Genomic DNA, 16347 nt, shown 5'->3' on the forward strand with positions numbered 1-16347 from the left:
ACCTAGGATTGGAGCCATGGCCGACGGCTCCTCGTTCTATATCACCACGCCCATCTTCTACGTCAACGATGTGCCCCACATCGGGCACGCGTACACGGAGGTGGCTGCCGACGTGCTCGCGCGCTGGCACCGCCAGGCGGGCGACGACACGTGGATGCTCACGGGAACCGACGAGCACGGGCAGAAGATCCTGCGCACCGCGACGGCCAACGGTGTCACGCCGCAGGAGTGGGCCGACAAGCTCGTCGCCGAGGCGTGGAAGCCGCTGCTCGACACCGTCGACGTCGCCAACGACGACTTCATCCGCACGACCGACGAGCGTCACGAGAAGAACGTGCAGCTCTTCCTGCAGCGCCTCTACGACGCCGGCCACATCTACACGGGCGAGTACGAGGGCTACTACTGCGTCGGCTGCGAGGAGTACAAGCAGCCGTCCGACCTCGTCGACGGAACCGGGGAGTACGAGGGCCAGAAGGTCTGCGCGATCCACTCGAAGCCCGTCGAGCTCCTCAACGAGAAGAACTACTTCTTCCGCATGTCGGCCTTCGCCGAGCAGCTCCTCGCGCTCTACGAGGAGCGCCCCGACTTCGTGCAGCCCGAGAGCGCGCGCAACGAGGTGCTCTCGTTCGTGCGGAGCGGCCTCGACGACCTGTCGATCTCGCGCTCGACGTTCGACTGGGGCGTCAAGGTCCCGTGGGACGAGTCGCACGTCGTCTACGTGTGGTTCGATGCGCTGCTCAACTACATCACCGCCGTCGGCTACGGACAGGATGACGAGGAGTTCGCTCGTCGCTGGCCGGCGCAGCACATCGTCGGCAAGGACATCCTGCGATTCCACGCCGTCATCTGGCCCGCCATGCTGCTCGCTGCGGGCCTCGACGTGCCGCGCGGCGTGTTCGGCCACGGCTGGCTGCTCGTCGGCGGCGAGAAGATGTCGAAGTCGAAGCTCACGGGCATCGCCCCCGTGCAGATCACCGAGACGTTCGGCTCGGATGCGTTCCGCTACTACTTCCTGCGCGCCATCGCGTTCGGCCAGGACGGCTCGTTCTCGTGGGAGGACCTCGCCGCCCGCTACCAGGCCGAGCTCGCCAACGGATTCGGCAACCTCGCGTCACGTGTCGTCGCGATGATCACGCGCTACTGCGACGGCGTGGTGCCCGCGGCGGGTGCGACGACCGAGGCCGACGACGAGATCCGTGCCATCGAGATCCGCGCGACCGAAGCGTCGCTCGCCGCGATCGAACGCCTCGCGCCGCACGACGCGATCGCCGCCGTGTGGGAGCTCGTCGACGCCCTGAACGGCTACATCACCTCGGAAGAGCCGTGGTCGCTCGCGAAGGATCCCGACAAGCGTGAGCGTCTCGAGACCGTGCTGCACACGGCCTTCCGTGGCCTCGGCACGCTCGGCGTGCTCCTGTCGCCCGTGCTGCCCGTCGCGACGGCGAAGCTCTGGACCGCCATCGGAGGCGAGGGCTCCGTGGCCGACCAGCGCATCGACCGCGCCTGGGAGTGGACCGGCGGCGAGCGCGTGAGTGCGCTCGAGGCCCTGTTCCCGCGCGTCGAGGAGAAGTCCGAGTGAGTTCGAGCGACACGCACATCCGCGCTCGCGCGCAGGAGGGCCGTGTCGTCGAGTACCCGCCCGTCCCCGACCACCTCGGCGTCGCCGTGATCGACAACCACACGCACCTCGAGATCGCCGACGGCGCGATGCCGATCAATGCCGACGAGCACCTCGCGCGCGCGGCGGCGGCCGGCGTGCGCGGTGTCGTGCAGGTGGGCACCGACGTCCCGACGTCGATCTGGTCGGCCGAGCTCGCCGCGCGCGACCCGCGTGTGCTCGCGGCCGTCGCCCTGCACCCGAACGAGGCCCCCGTACTCGCCGCGGCGGGTCAGCTCGGCGACGCGCTCGCCGTGATCGACGAGCTCGCCTCGCGCCCGCGCGTCGTCGCCGTCGGTGAGACCGGGCTCGACTTCTACCGCACGGATGACGCGGGGCGACCCGCGCAGTTCGAGAGCTTCGAGGCGCACATCGCGATCGCGAAGAAGCACGGCCTCGCCCTGCAGATCCACGACCGTGACGCGCACGACGACGTCGCGAGCACCCTCCACCGGGTCGGTGCCCCTGACCGCGTCGTGCTGCACTGCTTCTCGGGAGACGCCGCCTTCGCGAAAGTCTGCATCGACGAGGGCTGGTACCTCTCGTTCGCGGGCAACATCACCTTCAAGAACGCGGGCAACCTGCGCGAGGCTCTCGCCCTCACACCGATCGAGTCGATCCTCGTCGAGACGGACGCCCCGTACCTCACGCCAGCGCCGTACCGCGGCCGGCCCAACGCTCCGTACCTCGTGCCGCACACCGTGCGCTTCATGGCCGAGTTCCTCGGCACCGACCTCGACGAGTTCTGCGGTCAGCTCGTGCGCAACACGGAACGCGCGTACGGCGCCTGGAACGCGGAGCCCGTCGTTTCGGCGGGCGACGGCGCGCCGAGCCTCTCCGGTGACCCCTCGTGACGGTAGCCTCGCAGCGCGGGAGGTGCCGGTGAACGCCCACAAGCACGAGAACGAATCGCTCGAGGTCGCACAGCCGCGCCTTCTCGGGCCGGCGGAGATCCGCGACCTCGCCGAGCTGCTCGACGTCACGCCGACGAAGAAGCTCGGTCAGAACTTCGTGCACGACGCCAACACCGTGCGCCGCATCGTGCAGACCGCCGGTGTCACCGCCGGTGAGACCGTGCTCGAGGTCGGCCCCGGGCTCGGCTCGCTGACACTCGGCCTGCTCGAGGCCGGAGCCGACGTCGTCGCCGTCGAGATCGACGGCCGACTCGCGGAGCAGCTCCGACACACCGTCGCGATCATGCAGCCGGGAACGTCGATCACCGTCATCCATGCCGATGCCCTGCGCATCGCCGAACTCCCCGGCTCGCCGTCGCGCCTCGTCGCGAACCTGCCGTACAACGTCTCGGTGCCCGTGCTGCTGCACCTGCTCGAGCACTTCCCGTCGATCGTCGCGGGCGTCGTCATGGTGCAGGCCGAGGTCGGCTACCGTCTCGCGGCAGGCCCCGGATCGAAGGTGTACGGCAGCCCGAGCGTCAAGGCCGCGTGGTACGGATCGTGGAGGACCGTCGGTCAGGTCTCGCGTTTCGTGTTCTGGCCGGTGCCGAACGTCGACTCGGTGCTCATCGGGTTCGACCGCCGGACCGACATGCTCGGTTCCGAGGAGGAGCGCGTGCGCGTGTTCGCCCTCGTCGACGCCGCCTTCCAGCAGCGCAGGAAGATGCTGCGGCAGTCGCTCTCGGGCGTCTTCGGAAGCTCGGGCGCGGCGAGCGCGGCCATCGAAGCGGCGGGCCTCGACCCGCAGGCGCGCGGCGAGCAGCTCTCGGTGCACGACTTCCTCGCGATCGCCCGCTCGCCGCACTGAGTTCCCCCACCCCGCGACATCTCAGTGTTCGCAATTCAGGCCCGCGCGCGTGTCGCGGCCTGTTCTGGCCCGTGCGATTCGCCGACACGCCGCTCCGCACCTGAATTGCGAACTGGGAGAAGCCGAAATGGGCGGCGCGACCCCTGGTATAGCGTTGTCGCATGACGTTCGCCCAGACCGTACCGAGTGTGCGCGTGCGGGCGCCGGGCAAGATCAACCTCTTCATGAAGGTCGGTGCTCTGCACGACGACGGGTACCACGACGTCGCGACGGCCTATCAGGCGGTGTCGCTCTACGAAGAGGTCACGGCCTACCCGTCGGAGACGTTCTCGGTGGAGTTCAGCGGCTCGATCGACACGTCGGCGCTGCCGGCCGATCGCACGAACCTCGCCATCCGCGCCGCGAAGATGCTCGCGCGGAAGGCGGGCATTCCGACGGGTGTGCGTCTCGAGATCCAGAAGAACGTGCCGATCGCCGGTGGCATGGGCGGCGGGTCGGCTGATGCCGCGGCCACTCTCGTCGCGTGCGACGCTCTCTGGGGAACCGAGTTCGCGAAGGATGAGCTGCTCGCACTCGCGGCGAAGCTCGGTGCCGACGTGCCGTTCTCGCTCATGGGAGGCACGGCCATCGGAACCGGTCGCGGCGACCGGTTGAGCCCCGCGCTCGCGACGGGCGACTTCCACTGGGTGCTCGCGATCGCCGAGTTCGGCATGTCGACGCCGCTCGTCTACGGCGAACTCGACCGCCACCGGGAGCTGCACGCGAACGAGCTCGCCGTGCCCACGTCGTCCCCGTCGGTCGACACCGCCGTGCTGCAGGCTCTGCGCGCCGGTGACGCGCGACTGCTCGCCGACTCGCTCCACAACGACCTCCAGGCGGCGACGCTGCACCTCGCACCGGGCCTCGGCGCGATCCTCGAACTCGGCGAGAAGCACGGCGCCCTTGCCGGCATCGTCTCGGGCTCGGGCCCGACCCTCGCCTTCCTCGCGGCCGACGCCGATGCCGCGCTCGAACTGCAGGTCGCGCTCTCGGCCGCTCGCCTCACCGCGCTGCGCGTTCACGGGCCCGTGCACGGTGCCCGCGTCATCCACTGACGCCCGTCATCCGCCCGTCGGCGCGCGGGTAGGCTCGACGGGACATGGCACATCTCCTCGGCGCCGAGCGCCTGCACCTCGAGTTCCCCACCCGCGTCGTCTTCGACGAGGTGACGATCGGGCTCGACGAGGGTGATCGCGTCGGCATCGTCGGCAAGAACGGCGACGGAAAGTCGACACTCCTCAAGCTCCTCGCCGGCCGCCTCGAACCGGACGGCGGTCGGGTGACGCGTCGCCGCGACGTGCGCATCGGCATGCTCGACCAGTCCGACACCGTCGACCCCGAGCTCACCGTCGCCGAGGCCGTCGTCGGCGGAGTCGACGAGCACGTGTGGGCGGGCGACGCCCGGGCGCGCGACGTCATCGGAGGCCTCCTCGGCGACATCCCGTGGCAGGCCCGTGTCGGCGACCTCTCGGGAGGGCAGCGTCGCCGCGTCGGTCTCGCGGCGCTCCTCGTCGGCGATTGGGACGTCGTGTTCCTCGACGAGCCCACCAACCACCTCGACGTCGAGGGCATCGCCTGGCTCGCCGAGCACGTCAAGCGCCGCTGGCCGGCCCACTCGGGCGCGCTCGTCGTCGTGACCCACGACCGGTGGTTCCTCGACGAGGTCTGCACGGCGACGTGGGAGGTGCACGACCGCATCCTCGAGCCCTTCGAGGGCGGGTACGCCGCCTACGTCCTGCAGCGCGTCGAGCGCGACCGGATGGCGGCGGCGAGCGAGGCCAAGCGCCAGAACCTCATGCGCAAGGAGCTCGCCTGGCTGCGACGCGGAGCCCCCGCCCGCACGTCGAAGCCGAAGTTCCGCATCGACGCCGCCAACGAGCTCATCGAGAACGAACCGCCCGTGCGATCGACCGTCGAGCTGAAGCAGATGGCGACGGCCCGTCTCGGCAAGGACGTCGTCGACCTCCTCGACGCGGGTGTCGTCTACGGCGACCGCACGGTTCTCCGCGGTGTCGAGTGGCGCATCGCGCCGGGCGAGCGCACGGGCATCCTCGGCGTCAACGGTGCGGGCAAGTCGACGCTCCTCGGCCTCGTCACGGGCGCCGTCGAGCCGACGAGCGGTCGGGTCAAGCGCGGTAAGACGGTCAAGATCGCGAGTCTCACCCAGGAGCTCGCCGAACTCGCCGACCTCGGTGACGAACGCGTCGCGACGATCATCGGCCGCCAGCGCACGAGCTACGCCGTCGGCGACAAGGAACTCACCCCCGGCCAGCTGCTCGAGCGCCTCGGATTCACGAGCGCCCAGCTGCAGACTCCCGTGAAGGACCTCTCGGGTGGACAGAAACGTCGGCTCCAGCTGCTCCTCATCCTCCTCGACGAGCCGAACGTGCTCATCCTCGACGAGCCCACGAACGACCTCGACACCGACATGCTCGCCGCGATCGAGGACCTCCTCGACACGTGGCCGGGCACCCTCCTCGTCGTGAGCCACGACCGGTACCTCGTCGAGCGCGTCACCGATCAGCAGTACGCCGTCATGGACGGGCACTTCCGCCACCTCCCCGGCGGCGTCGACCAGTACCTGGAGCTCCGCCGGGTCGGTCTCGAGGGCGCGGTCGCGACGACCGACCGCCCCGACCAAGCGGATGACGCGGGCGCGCCCACGCCGATCGCGACACTCTCGGGTGCCGAGCGTCGCTCGGCCGAGAAGGAGGTCGCCGCGATCGACAGGAAGCTCGTCAAACTGCAGGCCGAGATCGCGCGTCTCCACGAGAAGCTCGCCCAGCACGATCAGGGCGACTACGTCGGCCTCGCGGCGGTGACCGACGAGTTGCGCGCGCACGAGTCATCCGTCGCCGACCTCGAGATGCGCTGGCTCGAGCTCTCGGAGCTGCTCGACTGAGCTTGGCTCTCGTGACCCTGTATGACAATCGTTTCAACACTCGTCGGCGGTGTGGCATAGCCTGAGGTCGTCTCGCACAGCAGCGGCACGATCCCTCGCCTACCGGCGCACTCGGGTCGTGCCATTTTCTGTGTTGGCAGTCCTTGCACGCTGTCAGCACCCCCTTGCCACCAGCACGCTCGCGAGACCTGAGAAAGGAACTTGCATGTCACGCCGCACCGCTCGGAAGAGCATCCTCACCGCACTCGCAGCCCTGCCCCTCGCCGCGCTCCTCGCCGCGTGCGCTTCGACCGGCGACGCCGGTTCGGGCGACAACGCCGAGACCGAGGGCCCCGTCACGATCGGCGTCGTCGGCGCGAGCGACCCGTACTGGGCCGACTACGTCGAGGCCGCAGCGGCCGAGGGCATCGAGGTCGAGCTCGTCGACTTCACCGACTACTCGCAGCCGAACCCGGCGCTGACCGAGGGCGAACTCGACCTCAACCAGTTCCAGCACATCGTGTACCTCGCCGGCTACAACGTCGCCTCGGGCGAAGACCTCCAGCCGATCGGTTCGACCGCGATCTACCCCCTCGGCCTCTACTCGACGAAGTACGACTCGGTCGAGGACATCCCCGCCGGCGAGACCGTCGCCGTGCCGAACGACGAGTCGAACCGCGCCCGCGGCCTCCTCGTGCTGCAGTCGGCCGGCCTCATCGAGCTGAAGAGCGGTGGATCGATCTTCTCGAACCTCGACGACGTCGACACCGAGAAGTCGAAGGTCACCGTCACCGAGCTCGCCGCCGACATCACGGCGAACTCGCTCCCCGACGTCGCCGCGGCGATCATCAACAACGACTTCGTCGAGCGTGCGGGCCTCTCGGCCAGCGACGCCATCGCGCAGGACGACCCGAGCGACCCCAACGCGCTCCCGTACGTCAACATCTTCGCCGCGAAGGCCGACCAGGTCGACAACCCCACCTACCTGAAGCTCGTCGAGATCTTCCAGAACACGCAGTCCGTTCAGGATGGCGTGCTCGAGGTCTCGGGCGGCACCGCGGTGCTCCTGCAGACCCCGGTCGCCGACCTCGTCGAGTCGCTCAAGAAGGTCGAAGCCGACACCAAGGCTCAGAAGTAGTTTTACCGAACACCAGGGTGCGCCCGGCCGGATCTCTCCGGCCGGGCTCGCCCCGTTTCACGGAGGTCACATGCCGCTCGTCAGTCTGAAGGACGTGAGCAAGAGCTATCCCGGCTCCTCGAAGGGCGCCCCGACGGTCGTCGCCGTCGACCGCGTCAGTCTCGACATCGAGGCCGGTGAGGTCTACGGCGTCATCGGCTACTCGGGCGCGGGCAAGTCGACCCTCGTGCGACTCGTCAACGCCCTCGAACCGGCGACCGGCGGCACCATCACCGTCGCGGGCGAAGAGATCACGGCGCTGCCCGAGAAGGAGCTGCGCCGCGTGCGTGCCGGAATCGGCATGATCTTCCAGCAGTTCAACCTCTTCCAGTCACGCACGGCCCTGAAGAACGTCGCCTACCCGCTGCGTCTGCAGGGTGTCGCGAAGAGCGAGGCCCTGACCCGCGCGCGTGAGGCTCTCGACTTCGTCGGTCTCGCCGACAAGGCCGGCTCCTACCCCGAGCAGCTCTCGGGCGGTCAGAAGCAGCGCGTCGGCATCGCCCGTGCGCTCGCGACGACGCCGAGCATCCTGCTCGCCGACGAGGCGACGAGCGCCCTCGACCCCGAGACGACGGGCGAGGTGCTCGAGGTGCTCGGGCGCGCGAACCGCGAACTCGGCGTGACCATGATCGTCATCACGCACGAGATGGACGTCATCCAGTCGCTCGCGACGAAGGTCGCCGTCATGGAGAACGGCCGCGTCGTCGAGGCGGGGCCCGTCTTCGACGTGTTCTCCGCCCCGCAGAATCCGGCCTCGCAGCGCTTCGTGGCCACGGTCGTGAAGGGCGTGCCCTCGCCCGCCGAGCTCGCGGCCCTCCGCGAGCGGCACGTCGGCCGCATCGTCACGGTCTCCTTCAGCGAGACGGATGCCTCCCAGGCCACGGTGTTCCTCGAGTTCGCGCGCGCGGGCATCGAGTTCGAACTCGTCTACGGCGGCATCAACGACATCGGCGGCCGCGCCTTCGGGCACCTGACCTTCGCCCTGCGCGGCGACGACGCCGCGATCGATCAGACCCTCGCCGGCATCGCCCGGCGTTCGACCGTGACGGAGGCCGCACGATGAACGATCTCATCGAGCAGCTGCCGAAGCTCCCGGGCATCATCGGCGAGACGCTCTACATGGTCACGCTGGCCCTGCTCTTCGGCGGGTTCGGCGGACTGATCGTCGGCCTCGCGCTCTACGCGACCCGCTCGAGCGGTGTGCTCCCGAATCGCGTCGTCTACGGCATCCTGAACCTCATCGTCAACATCTTCCGGCCGATCCCGTTCATCATCCTCGTCGCGGCTCTGCAGCCGCTCGCACGGGCCGTGACGGGCAGCGGCATCGGACTGAACGCGGTGACGTTCTCGATCGCCTTCGCCGCGGTCTTCGGCATCTCGCGCCTCGTCGAGCAGAACCTCGTCACGGTGCCGCCGGGCGTCATCGAGGCGGCCCGGTCGATGGGTGCGGGCCCGTTCCGCATCCTCGTGACGGTCGTCGTGCCCGAGGCGCTCGGCCCGCTCATCCTCGGCTACACGTTCGCGGTCGTCGCGCTCGTCGACATGTCGGCGGTCGCGGGCCTCATCGGTGCGGGTGGACTCGGCAACTTCGCGATCCAGTACGGCTATCGCCTCTACAACCCGTGGGTCACGTGGACGGCCGTCGCGGTCATCATCATCATCGTGCAGCTGCTGCAGTGGCTCGGCAATTCGCTCGCGAAGAAGGTGCTGCGCCGCTAGCGCGCGTGCTCTGCCGGCGGGATGCTCAGTCGAAGTCGAGGCTGAGCTTCCGCAGCAGCGCGGCGAGGCGCGTGCGATCAGCCAGCGGCAGGGTCGACAGGAGCTCGGCCTCGGCGTCCACGAGACGCGTGATCGCGGCATCCACCCGGGTGAGCCCCGGCTGCGACATGACGACGAGGATGCCCCGGCCGTCGTTCGGGTCGGTCTGACGGGTGACGAGCCCGCGCTCGACGAGTCGGTCGATGCGGTTCGTCATGGTGCCGCTCGAGACGAGCGTCTGCTGCAGGAGCGCCTTCGGCGAGAGCCGGTAGGGCGAGCCCGCTCGGCGGAGCGCAGAGAGCACGTCGAACTCCCATGACTCGAGTTCGGAGCGCGCGAACGCCGTGCGCCGGGCCCGATCGAGATGCTTCGTGAGCCGCGCCACGCGCGAGAGCACCTGCAGCGGAGAGAAGTCGAGGTCGGGTCGCTCGCGCTCCCAGTCGTCGACGATGCGATCGACTTCGTCATGTGCGGCCATCCGTCCATTATCTCGCTGCCACGCCCCGCGACACGTGCGGGTCGCGCAGGCGGCGTCTGGCAGACTGGAGGACGCGCGCCCGGTGGCGCGCGGTCCGCCGTGGTGTAATGGCAGCACGACAGCCTTTGGAGCTGTGAGGTCTAGGTTCGAGTCCTGGCGGCGGAGCATGACGGATCAGAAGCTCGCCATCATCGTCCTCGCCGCAGGTCAGGGTACGCGCATGAAGTCGCAGACCCCCAAGCTCCTCCACGCGATCGCGGGTGCGCCGATCGTCGTGCACGTGCTCTCGACGGCGCGCGCCCTCGACGCGGCGCACGTGCTCTCGGTCGTGCGCTTCGAGCGCGATCGCGTCGCCGCGGTGATCGAGGCCGCGATGCCCGATTCCGCGATCATCGACCAGGACGAGGTCCCCGGAACGGGCCGAGCGGTCGAGCAGGCCGTCGCGGCACTGCCCGATGACTTCGACGGCGACGTGCTCGTGCTGAACGGGGACGTGCCGCTCCTCGACGCCGACACGCTCGGCGCGTTCCTCGCGGCGCACCGCGATCGCGGTTCGGCCGCTTCGGTGCTCTCGGCGATCTACGACGACGCGACGGGCTACGGCCGTGTCGTGCGCGGCGAGAACGGCGCGTTCGACCGCATCGTCGAGCAGAAGGACGCCACGGCGGCCGAGCTCGCCATCTCCGAGATCAACGCGGGCGTCTACGCGTTCGGCGTCGGCGCGCTCCGCGACCAGCTCGCGAACCTCACGACCGAGAACGCGCAGGGCGAGAAGTACCTCACCGACGTCATCGGGCTCCTCCGTCGCGCGGGCTCCGAGGTCGAAGCCGTCGCCGTGGCTGAGCCGTGGCTCGTCGCGGGCGTCAACGACCGTGCGCAGCTCGCCGAGGCGGGTCTTCGTCTCAACGCGCTCATCGTGCGCGGCTGGCAGCTCGCGGGCGTGACCATCCAGGACCCGGCGACGACGTGGATCGACCTCACGGCGAAACTCGAGCCCGACGTCACGATCCTGCCCGGCACCCAGATCCTCGGCGCGACGGTCGTCGCGACCGGCGCGACGATCGGCCCCGACACGACGCTCGTCGACTGCGAGATCGGCGAGGGGGCGACCGTCAAGCGCACGGATGCCACGCTCGCCGTCATCGGACGCAATGCCACCGTCGGCCCGTTCTCGTACCTCCGTCCCGGCTCGATCCTCGGAGCCGACGGCAAGATCGGAACCTTCGTCGAGACGAAGAACGCGCGCATCGGCGACGGCTCGAAGGTGCCGCACCTCTCGTACGTCGGTGACGCCGAGATCGGTGAGGGCTCCAACATCGGAGCGGGCTCGATCTTCGCGAACTACGACGGCGTCGCGAAGCATCGCTCCGAGATCGGGTCGCATGTGCGCACCGGATCGCACGGTGTGTTCGTCGCGCCGATTAGGATTGGCGACGGAGCGTACACGGGAGCAGGAACGGTCGTCCGCAAGGACGTGCCGGCCGGCTCGCTCGCCGTGAACGTCGCTCCGCAACGCAACATCGAAGGTTGGGTGCAGAAGAATCGCCCGGGGTCGGCAGCCGCTCACGCGGCTGAGTCCGCGATCGAGACCGACGAACACTGACAACCGGTCTCCTACCGGACGAGAGGACTCACATGTCGGGAATCAAGGTCAAGGGCGAGAAGCGCCTCGTACTCGTGTCGGGGCGCGCTCACCCGCAGCTCGCGGTCGACATCGCCGACGAGCTCGGCTCGGAGCTCGTGCCGACCGATGCCCGCACGTTCGCGAACGGTGAGCTCTACGCCCGTTTCGACGAGTCGGTGCGCGGCTGCGACGCATTCGTCATCCAGTCGCACACGGCGCCCATCAACGAGTGGCTCATGGAGCAGCTCATCATGGTCGACGCCCTGAAGCGTGCGTCGGCCAAGCGCATCACCGTCGTCTCGCCGTTCTACCCCTACGCGCGTCAGGACAAGAAGGGTCGCGGCCGCGAGCCGATCTCGGCCCGCCTCGTCGCCGACCTCTACAAGGCAGCTGGCGCCGACCGCATCATGAGCGTCGACCTGCACGCCGCGCAGATCCAGGGCTTCTTCGACGGCCCCGTCGACCACCTCTTCGCGATGCCCGTGCTGCTCGAGCACTTCAAGGCCAACATCGCCACCGACAAGCTGACCGTCGTCTCGCCCGACATGGGCCGTGTGCGCGTCGCCGACATCTGGAGCGACAAACTCGGTGTGCCTCTCGCGATCATCCACAAGCGTCGCGACCCGCTCGTTCCGAACCAGGTCTCGGTGCACGAGATCGTCGGTGAGGTCGAGGGCCGCGTGTGCCTCCTCGTCGACGACCTCATCGACACCGGCCGCACGATCGTCAAGGCCGCCGAGGCGCTCAAGAAGGCGGGCGCCATCGGCGTCGTCGTCGCCGCGACCCACGCGGTCTTCAGCCCGCCCGCCGTCGAGATCCTGCAGAGCGACTTCATCGACTCGGTCGTCGTCACCGACACGCTGCCGATCCCCGAGGACAAGCGCTGGGACCGTCTCACGATCCTGCCGATCGCGCCGCTGCTCGCGCGTGCCATCCACGAGGTCTTCGATGACGGCTCGGTGACGAGCATGTTCGACGGAGCGGCGTAGCCGATGGGTATCGGCACCCCGCGTCCGTGGCTTGCGAGCTATGCCGAGGGGGTGCCCGATGAGATCGAGCCCGCCGAGGGCTCGCTCTACGACCTCGTCGCGGCCTCGGTGGCGACCTACGGTTCGCACGTCGCGCTCGAGTTCTTCGGGCGTACGACGACGTACGCCGAGCTCGGGGCCGAGATCGATCGCGCCGCCGAGGGGCTGCGTCTGCTCGGCGTGCAGAAGGGCGACCCCGTTGCCCTCGTGCTGCCCAACTGCCCGCAGCACATCGTCGCGTTCTACGCGGTGCTCCGGCTCGGCGCGATCGTCGTCGAGCACAATCCGCTCTACACGCCGCGCGAGCTCCGGCACCAGTTCGAGGATCACGGCGCGCGCGTCGTCATCGCCTGGAACAAGGTCGTCGAGACGATCCAGGACTTCCCGGACGACATCGAGATCGCCACGATCGTCTCGGTCGACGTGACGCGGGCGATGCCCTTCGCGACGCGTGCGGCGCTCCGTCTGCCGATCCGGAAGGCACGCGAGTCGCGCGCCGCGCTCACGACGAGCGTGCGCGGCACGGTGCCGTGGCCGAAGCTCCTCGAGGCCGACCCGATCGAGGAACGCATCATCAGCCCGACGGTCGACGACGTCGCCCTCATCCAGTACACGAGCGGCACGACGGGCTCGCCGAAGGGCGCGACCCTCAGCCACGGCAACCTGCTCGCGAACGCCGCGCAGTCGCGTGCCTGGGTGCCGCAGGTCGAGCGCGGCACGGCCGTCGTCTACGCGGTGCTGCCGATGTTCCACGCGTACGGCCTCACCCTGTGTCTGACGTTCGCGATGAGCATGGGCGCGCGCCTCGTGCTCTTCCCCAAGTTCGAGCCCGATCTCGTCCTCGCCGTGGTCAAGAAGCGCCCGGCGACCTTCCTGCCCGCCGTTCCGCCGATCTACGAGCGGCTCACGCGTGCGGCCGCCGAGCGGGGCGTCTCGCTCGCGGGCATCGACATCGCGATCTCGGGGGCCATGCCGCTCTCGGCCGAGGTCGTCGAGCCGTGGGAGGCCGAGACCGGGGGATACCTCGTCGAGGGCTACGGGCTCTCCGAGACATCCCCCGTTCTCATGGCCAACCCGGTCGCGCCGAATCGCCGGGCCGGCACCGTGGGCCTTCCGCTGCCGAGCACCGAGGTGCGCGTCGTCGACCCCGACGAGCCGACCGTCGATCGCACGCCGGGCGACGAGGGCGAGCTCATCGTGCGCGGTCCGCAGGTGTTCTCGGGGTACTGGAAGAAGCCCGACGAGACGGCGGCGGTCTTCGTGCCGGCGACGGATGACGGCGGCCCCTGGTTCCGCACGGGCGACATCGTCTCGGTCGACGAGGACGGGTTCGTCCGCATCGTCGACCGCATCAAGGAACTCATCATCACGGGCGGCTTCAACGTCTCTCCGAGCGAAGTGGAAGACGCCCTGCGGGGGCACGCCGACATCGTCGACGTCGCCGTCGTCGGTCTGCCCGATACCCACTCGGGCGAACAGGTCGTCGCGGCCGTCGTGCTCGCCGAGGGAGCGACGCTCGACGAGGCCGCCATCCGCGCCTTCGCGCGCGACGCCCTCACGGCGTACAAGGTGCCGAAGCGCGTCGTCGCCGTCGACGAACTGCCCCGTTCGCTCATCGGGAAGGTGCAGCGGCGGCTCGTTCGCGACGCCCTCCTCGAGAACGAGCAGGCGTGACCTTCCTCGCGCCGGAGACCCGCGCGGCGCTCGATGCGCTGCACGCGCTCGAGCACGCGGAGGACGAGGCCGATGGAATCGCCCGGCTCCGCGGCATCCGTTCGCTCCTCGCCGCACTCGACGCCGACCCTGCGGCTCTCGCCGCGGTGCGGGCGGGGCTCGCGGCGGGTGCGTCGTGGGACGAGGTGGCCGACGCCGCCGGGCTCACGCCCGCGGCGGCGAAGCAGCGCTGGGCGGGCAATGACGCCGAGATCGCCGCACGCCAGGAGGCGAGCCGGAAGCGCGGCCAGCGCCCGAGCTCGAAGCCGACCGACCTTCCGGGGCTGAGCGTCGCCGAAGCGGCGGCGAAGCTCGGCGTGACGCCGCAGGCGATCTACCTGCGCGTGACGCGCGGACAGCTCAGAGCCGAGACGGTCGAGCTGCCCGACGGCCGTTCGTACAAGCGCGTCTTCCTCGACGACCCCCCAGAGAGCGAGACGTCATGACCTTCTCGAGCCCCGACCCGTTCATCACGCGCCCCACGCTCACGGGCACTTTCGGAATGGCCGCCTCGACGCACTGGCTCGCGAGCGGCACGGCCCAGGCGGTGCTCGAGCGCGGGGGCAACGCCTTCGACGCCGCCGTCGCCGCGGGCTTCGTGCTGCAGGTCGTCGAGCCGCACCTCAACGGCCCCGGCGGTGACCTCGTCGGGATAGTCGCGCCGAGCGGAGGGCGCCCCGCGGTGCTCATGGGGCAGGGGCCGGCTCCCGCGGGATCGTCGGCGGAGGCCTACCGTTCGCTCGGCCTCACCGACGTGCCCGGCTCGGGCTTCCTCGCCGCGGCGGTCCCCGGCGCGGTCGACGCGTGGCTGCTGCTCCTCCGCGACCACGGCACGTGGGAGGCGAGCGACGTGTGGGAGTTCGCCCGCGGGTACGCGCGCGACGGTCATCCCCTCGTCGCCGGTGCCGCCGCGACGATCGCTCGCGTCGCCGATCTCTTCGAGACCGAGTGGACGGCTTCCGCCGCGCAGTGGCTTCCTGCAGGGCGCGCGCCGCTCGCCGGTGAGCTCGTCGTCAACACGGCATGGGCCGACACGATCGATCGGCTGCTTGCCGCGGGGCGTCGGGGCTCGACGCGTGAGGCGCGCATCGACGCGATCCGCGACGAATGGGCGGCCTCGGTCGCCGCCGAGATCGAGACGTCCGTGGCCGAGCCCGTGCTTGACTCGTCGGGGGAGCGGCACGCCGGAGTGCTCCGCGCGAGCGATCTCGCGGGCTTCCGCGCGAGCTGGGAGGAGCCGGTCGCGGCCGACTTCCGCGGCCACACGATCCTGAAGCCCGGTGCGTGGTCGCAGGGCCCGGCTCTGCTGCAGACCCTCGCGATCCTCGACGGAGAGACGGATGACGCTCTCGACCCGTCGACGGAAGCCGGTGTGCATCTCGTCTCCGAGGCGCTCGCGCTCGCCCTCGCCGACCGGGAGGCGTACTACGGAGACGTCGACGGAGTGCCGCTCGACCGGCTGCTGAGCGCCGACTACGCGCGTGAGCGCCGGGCACTCATCGGCGAGACGGCGTCGCTCGAGCTGCGGCCCGGTCACGTCGACGGCGTCGAACTCCGCCTCGACTCGAGCGCGACGCGCACGGCGTCCTTCGCGGCCGACCCGACGACGGGGGAGCCCACGGTCGCGCCGACGGGGGTGACGCGCGGAGACACGTGCCACGTCGACGTCGTCGACCGGTTCGGCAACCTCGTGTCGATCACACCGTCGGGCGGGTGGCTGCAGTCGTCGCCGTACCTGCCGACGCTCGGCTTCGCGCTCGGCACGCGCCTGCAGATGACGCGCCTCGAGCCGGGGCTCCCCACGACACTCACCCCGGGCCGCCGCCCGCGCACGACACTCACGCCGACCGTCGTCCTGCGCGGCGGCGAGCCGTATGCGGCGCTCGGCTCACCGGGCGGTGACCAGCAGGACCAGTGGCAGCTTCTCTTCTTGCTGCGCCACCTCGTCGGCGGGTGGGACCTGCAGGAGGCGATCGATGCGCCGGCCTTCCACACGACGTCGATCGTGGGGTCGTTCTGGCCTCGGGAGTTCACACCGGGCGGCCTCGTCATCGAGGATCGGTTCGGTGACGCGATCATCGAGGCGCTCGAACGCCGCGTGCATCGCGTCGAGAGAGCGGGATCGTGGGCGCTCGGGCGGCTCTCCGTCGTCACGCGCGGCACCGACGGCGTGCTGCGGGCTGCCGCGAACCCGCGCGGTGCGCAGGGGTACGCCGTCGGGCGTTGAGCGC

Annotated in this window: 14 protein-coding genes and 1 tRNA gene; 14 read left to right on the top strand and 1 reads right to left on the bottom strand. The window is 70.0% G+C overall.

From position 1 onward, the window contains the following. Nucleotides 1–16 precede the first annotated feature (16 nt). From metG to BJ972_RS16650, 8 genes are all read left to right on the top strand, one after another. Entirely contained in the window at nucleotides 17–1579 is a 1563-nt protein-coding gene (metG, locus tag BJ972_RS16615) for a methionine--tRNA ligase (RefSeq protein WP_129176121.1), read from the top strand. Next, entirely contained in the window at nucleotides 1576–2511 is a 936-nt protein-coding gene (locus tag BJ972_RS16620) for a TatD family hydrolase (protein WP_129176118.1), read from the top strand. Before metG ends, BJ972_RS16620 begins: the two co-directional genes overlap by 4 nt. Before the next feature lie 28 nt (nucleotides 2512–2539). Continuing rightward, on the top strand, nucleotides 2540–3418 hold the full coding sequence (gene rsmA, locus BJ972_RS16625; protein WP_129176116.1) for a 16S rRNA (adenine(1518)-N(6)/adenine(1519)-N(6))-dimethyltransferase RsmA: 879 nt from the start codon (nucleotides 2540–2542) through the stop codon (nucleotides 3416–3418). Between the two features lie 161 nt (nucleotides 3419–3579). Next, entirely contained in the window at nucleotides 3580–4512 is a 933-nt protein-coding gene (locus BJ972_RS16630) for a 4-(cytidine 5'-diphospho)-2-C-methyl-D-erythritol kinase (RefSeq protein ID WP_129176114.1), read from the top strand. 44 nt (nucleotides 4513–4556) lie between these two features. After that, nucleotides 4557–6359, top strand: a complete 1803-nt coding sequence (locus BJ972_RS16635; protein WP_129176112.1) for an ABC-F family ATP-binding cassette domain-containing protein — start codon at nucleotides 4557–4559, stop codon at nucleotides 6357–6359. Between the two features lie 205 nt (nucleotides 6360–6564). Further along, a complete protein-coding gene (locus BJ972_RS16640) occupies nucleotides 6565–7476 on the top strand; it encodes a MetQ/NlpA family ABC transporter substrate-binding protein (protein ID WP_129176110.1) in 912 nt (303 codons plus the stop codon). A 70-nt stretch (nucleotides 7477–7546) separates the two neighbouring features. After that, complete coding sequence (locus BJ972_RS16645; RefSeq protein ID WP_129176108.1) at nucleotides 7547–8578, top strand: methionine ABC transporter ATP-binding protein; 1032 nt, start codon at nucleotides 7547–7549, stop codon at nucleotides 8576–8578. Continuing rightward, nucleotides 8575–9234 carry a methionine ABC transporter permease gene (locus tag BJ972_RS16650; protein ID WP_129176106.1) on the top strand — a complete coding sequence of 220 codons (660 nt, stop codon included), beginning with the start codon at nucleotides 8575–8577 and terminating at the stop codon, nucleotides 9232–9234. The genes BJ972_RS16645 and BJ972_RS16650 overlap by 4 nt, the downstream gene beginning before the upstream one ends. A 25-nt stretch (nucleotides 9235–9259) precedes the next feature. Here BJ972_RS16650 and BJ972_RS16655 read toward each other — a convergent pair whose 3' ends face one another. Further along, nucleotides 9260–9751, bottom strand: a complete 492-nt coding sequence (locus BJ972_RS16655; RefSeq protein ID WP_129176104.1) for a MarR family winged helix-turn-helix transcriptional regulator — start codon at nucleotides 9749–9751, stop codon at nucleotides 9260–9262. Between the two features lie 93 nt (nucleotides 9752–9844). Between BJ972_RS16655 and BJ972_RS16660 the strand changes: the two genes are divergently transcribed. The 6 genes from BJ972_RS16660 (at nucleotide 9845) to BJ972_RS16685 (ending at nucleotide 16343) form a co-directional block, all read left to right on the top strand. Further along, nucleotides 9845–9916 (top strand) — tRNA-Gln (locus BJ972_RS16660). 1 nt (nucleotide 9917) lies between these two features. Beyond that, the gene (glmU, locus tag BJ972_RS16665) at nucleotides 9918–11354 is read left to right on the top strand and encodes a bifunctional UDP-N-acetylglucosamine diphosphorylase/glucosamine-1-phosphate N-acetyltransferase GlmU (RefSeq protein WP_129176102.1); all 1437 of its coding nucleotides are present in this window, start codon (nucleotides 9918–9920) and stop codon (nucleotides 11352–11354) included. A 32-nt stretch (nucleotides 11355–11386) separates the two neighbouring features. Further along, complete coding sequence (locus tag BJ972_RS16670) at nucleotides 11387–12364, top strand: ribose-phosphate diphosphokinase (RefSeq protein ID WP_129176100.1); 978 nt, start codon at nucleotides 11387–11389, stop codon at nucleotides 12362–12364. Nucleotides 12365–12367: 3 nt separating this feature from the next. Further along, nucleotides 12368–14077 (top strand): long-chain-fatty-acid--CoA ligase, encoded by a 1710-nt coding sequence (locus BJ972_RS16675; RefSeq protein WP_129176098.1) that lies wholly within the window; start codon nucleotides 12368–12370, stop codon nucleotides 14075–14077. Further along, entirely contained in the window at nucleotides 14074–14562 is a 489-nt protein-coding gene (locus BJ972_RS16680) for a hypothetical protein (RefSeq protein WP_129176096.1), read from the top strand. The genes BJ972_RS16675 and BJ972_RS16680 overlap by 4 nt, the downstream gene beginning before the upstream one ends. Then, the gene (locus BJ972_RS16685) at nucleotides 14559–16343 is read left to right on the top strand and encodes a gamma-glutamyltransferase family protein (RefSeq protein WP_129176093.1); all 1785 of its coding nucleotides are present in this window, start codon (nucleotides 14559–14561) and stop codon (nucleotides 16341–16343) included. The genes BJ972_RS16680 and BJ972_RS16685 overlap by 4 nt, the downstream gene beginning before the upstream one ends. Nucleotides 16344–16347: the final 4 nt, after the last annotated feature.

Origin of the sequence: Agromyces atrinae (genome assembly GCF_013407835.1) — a bacterium.
Lineage (GTDB): Bacteria > Actinomycetota > Actinomycetes > Actinomycetales > Microbacteriaceae > Agromyces > Agromyces atrinae.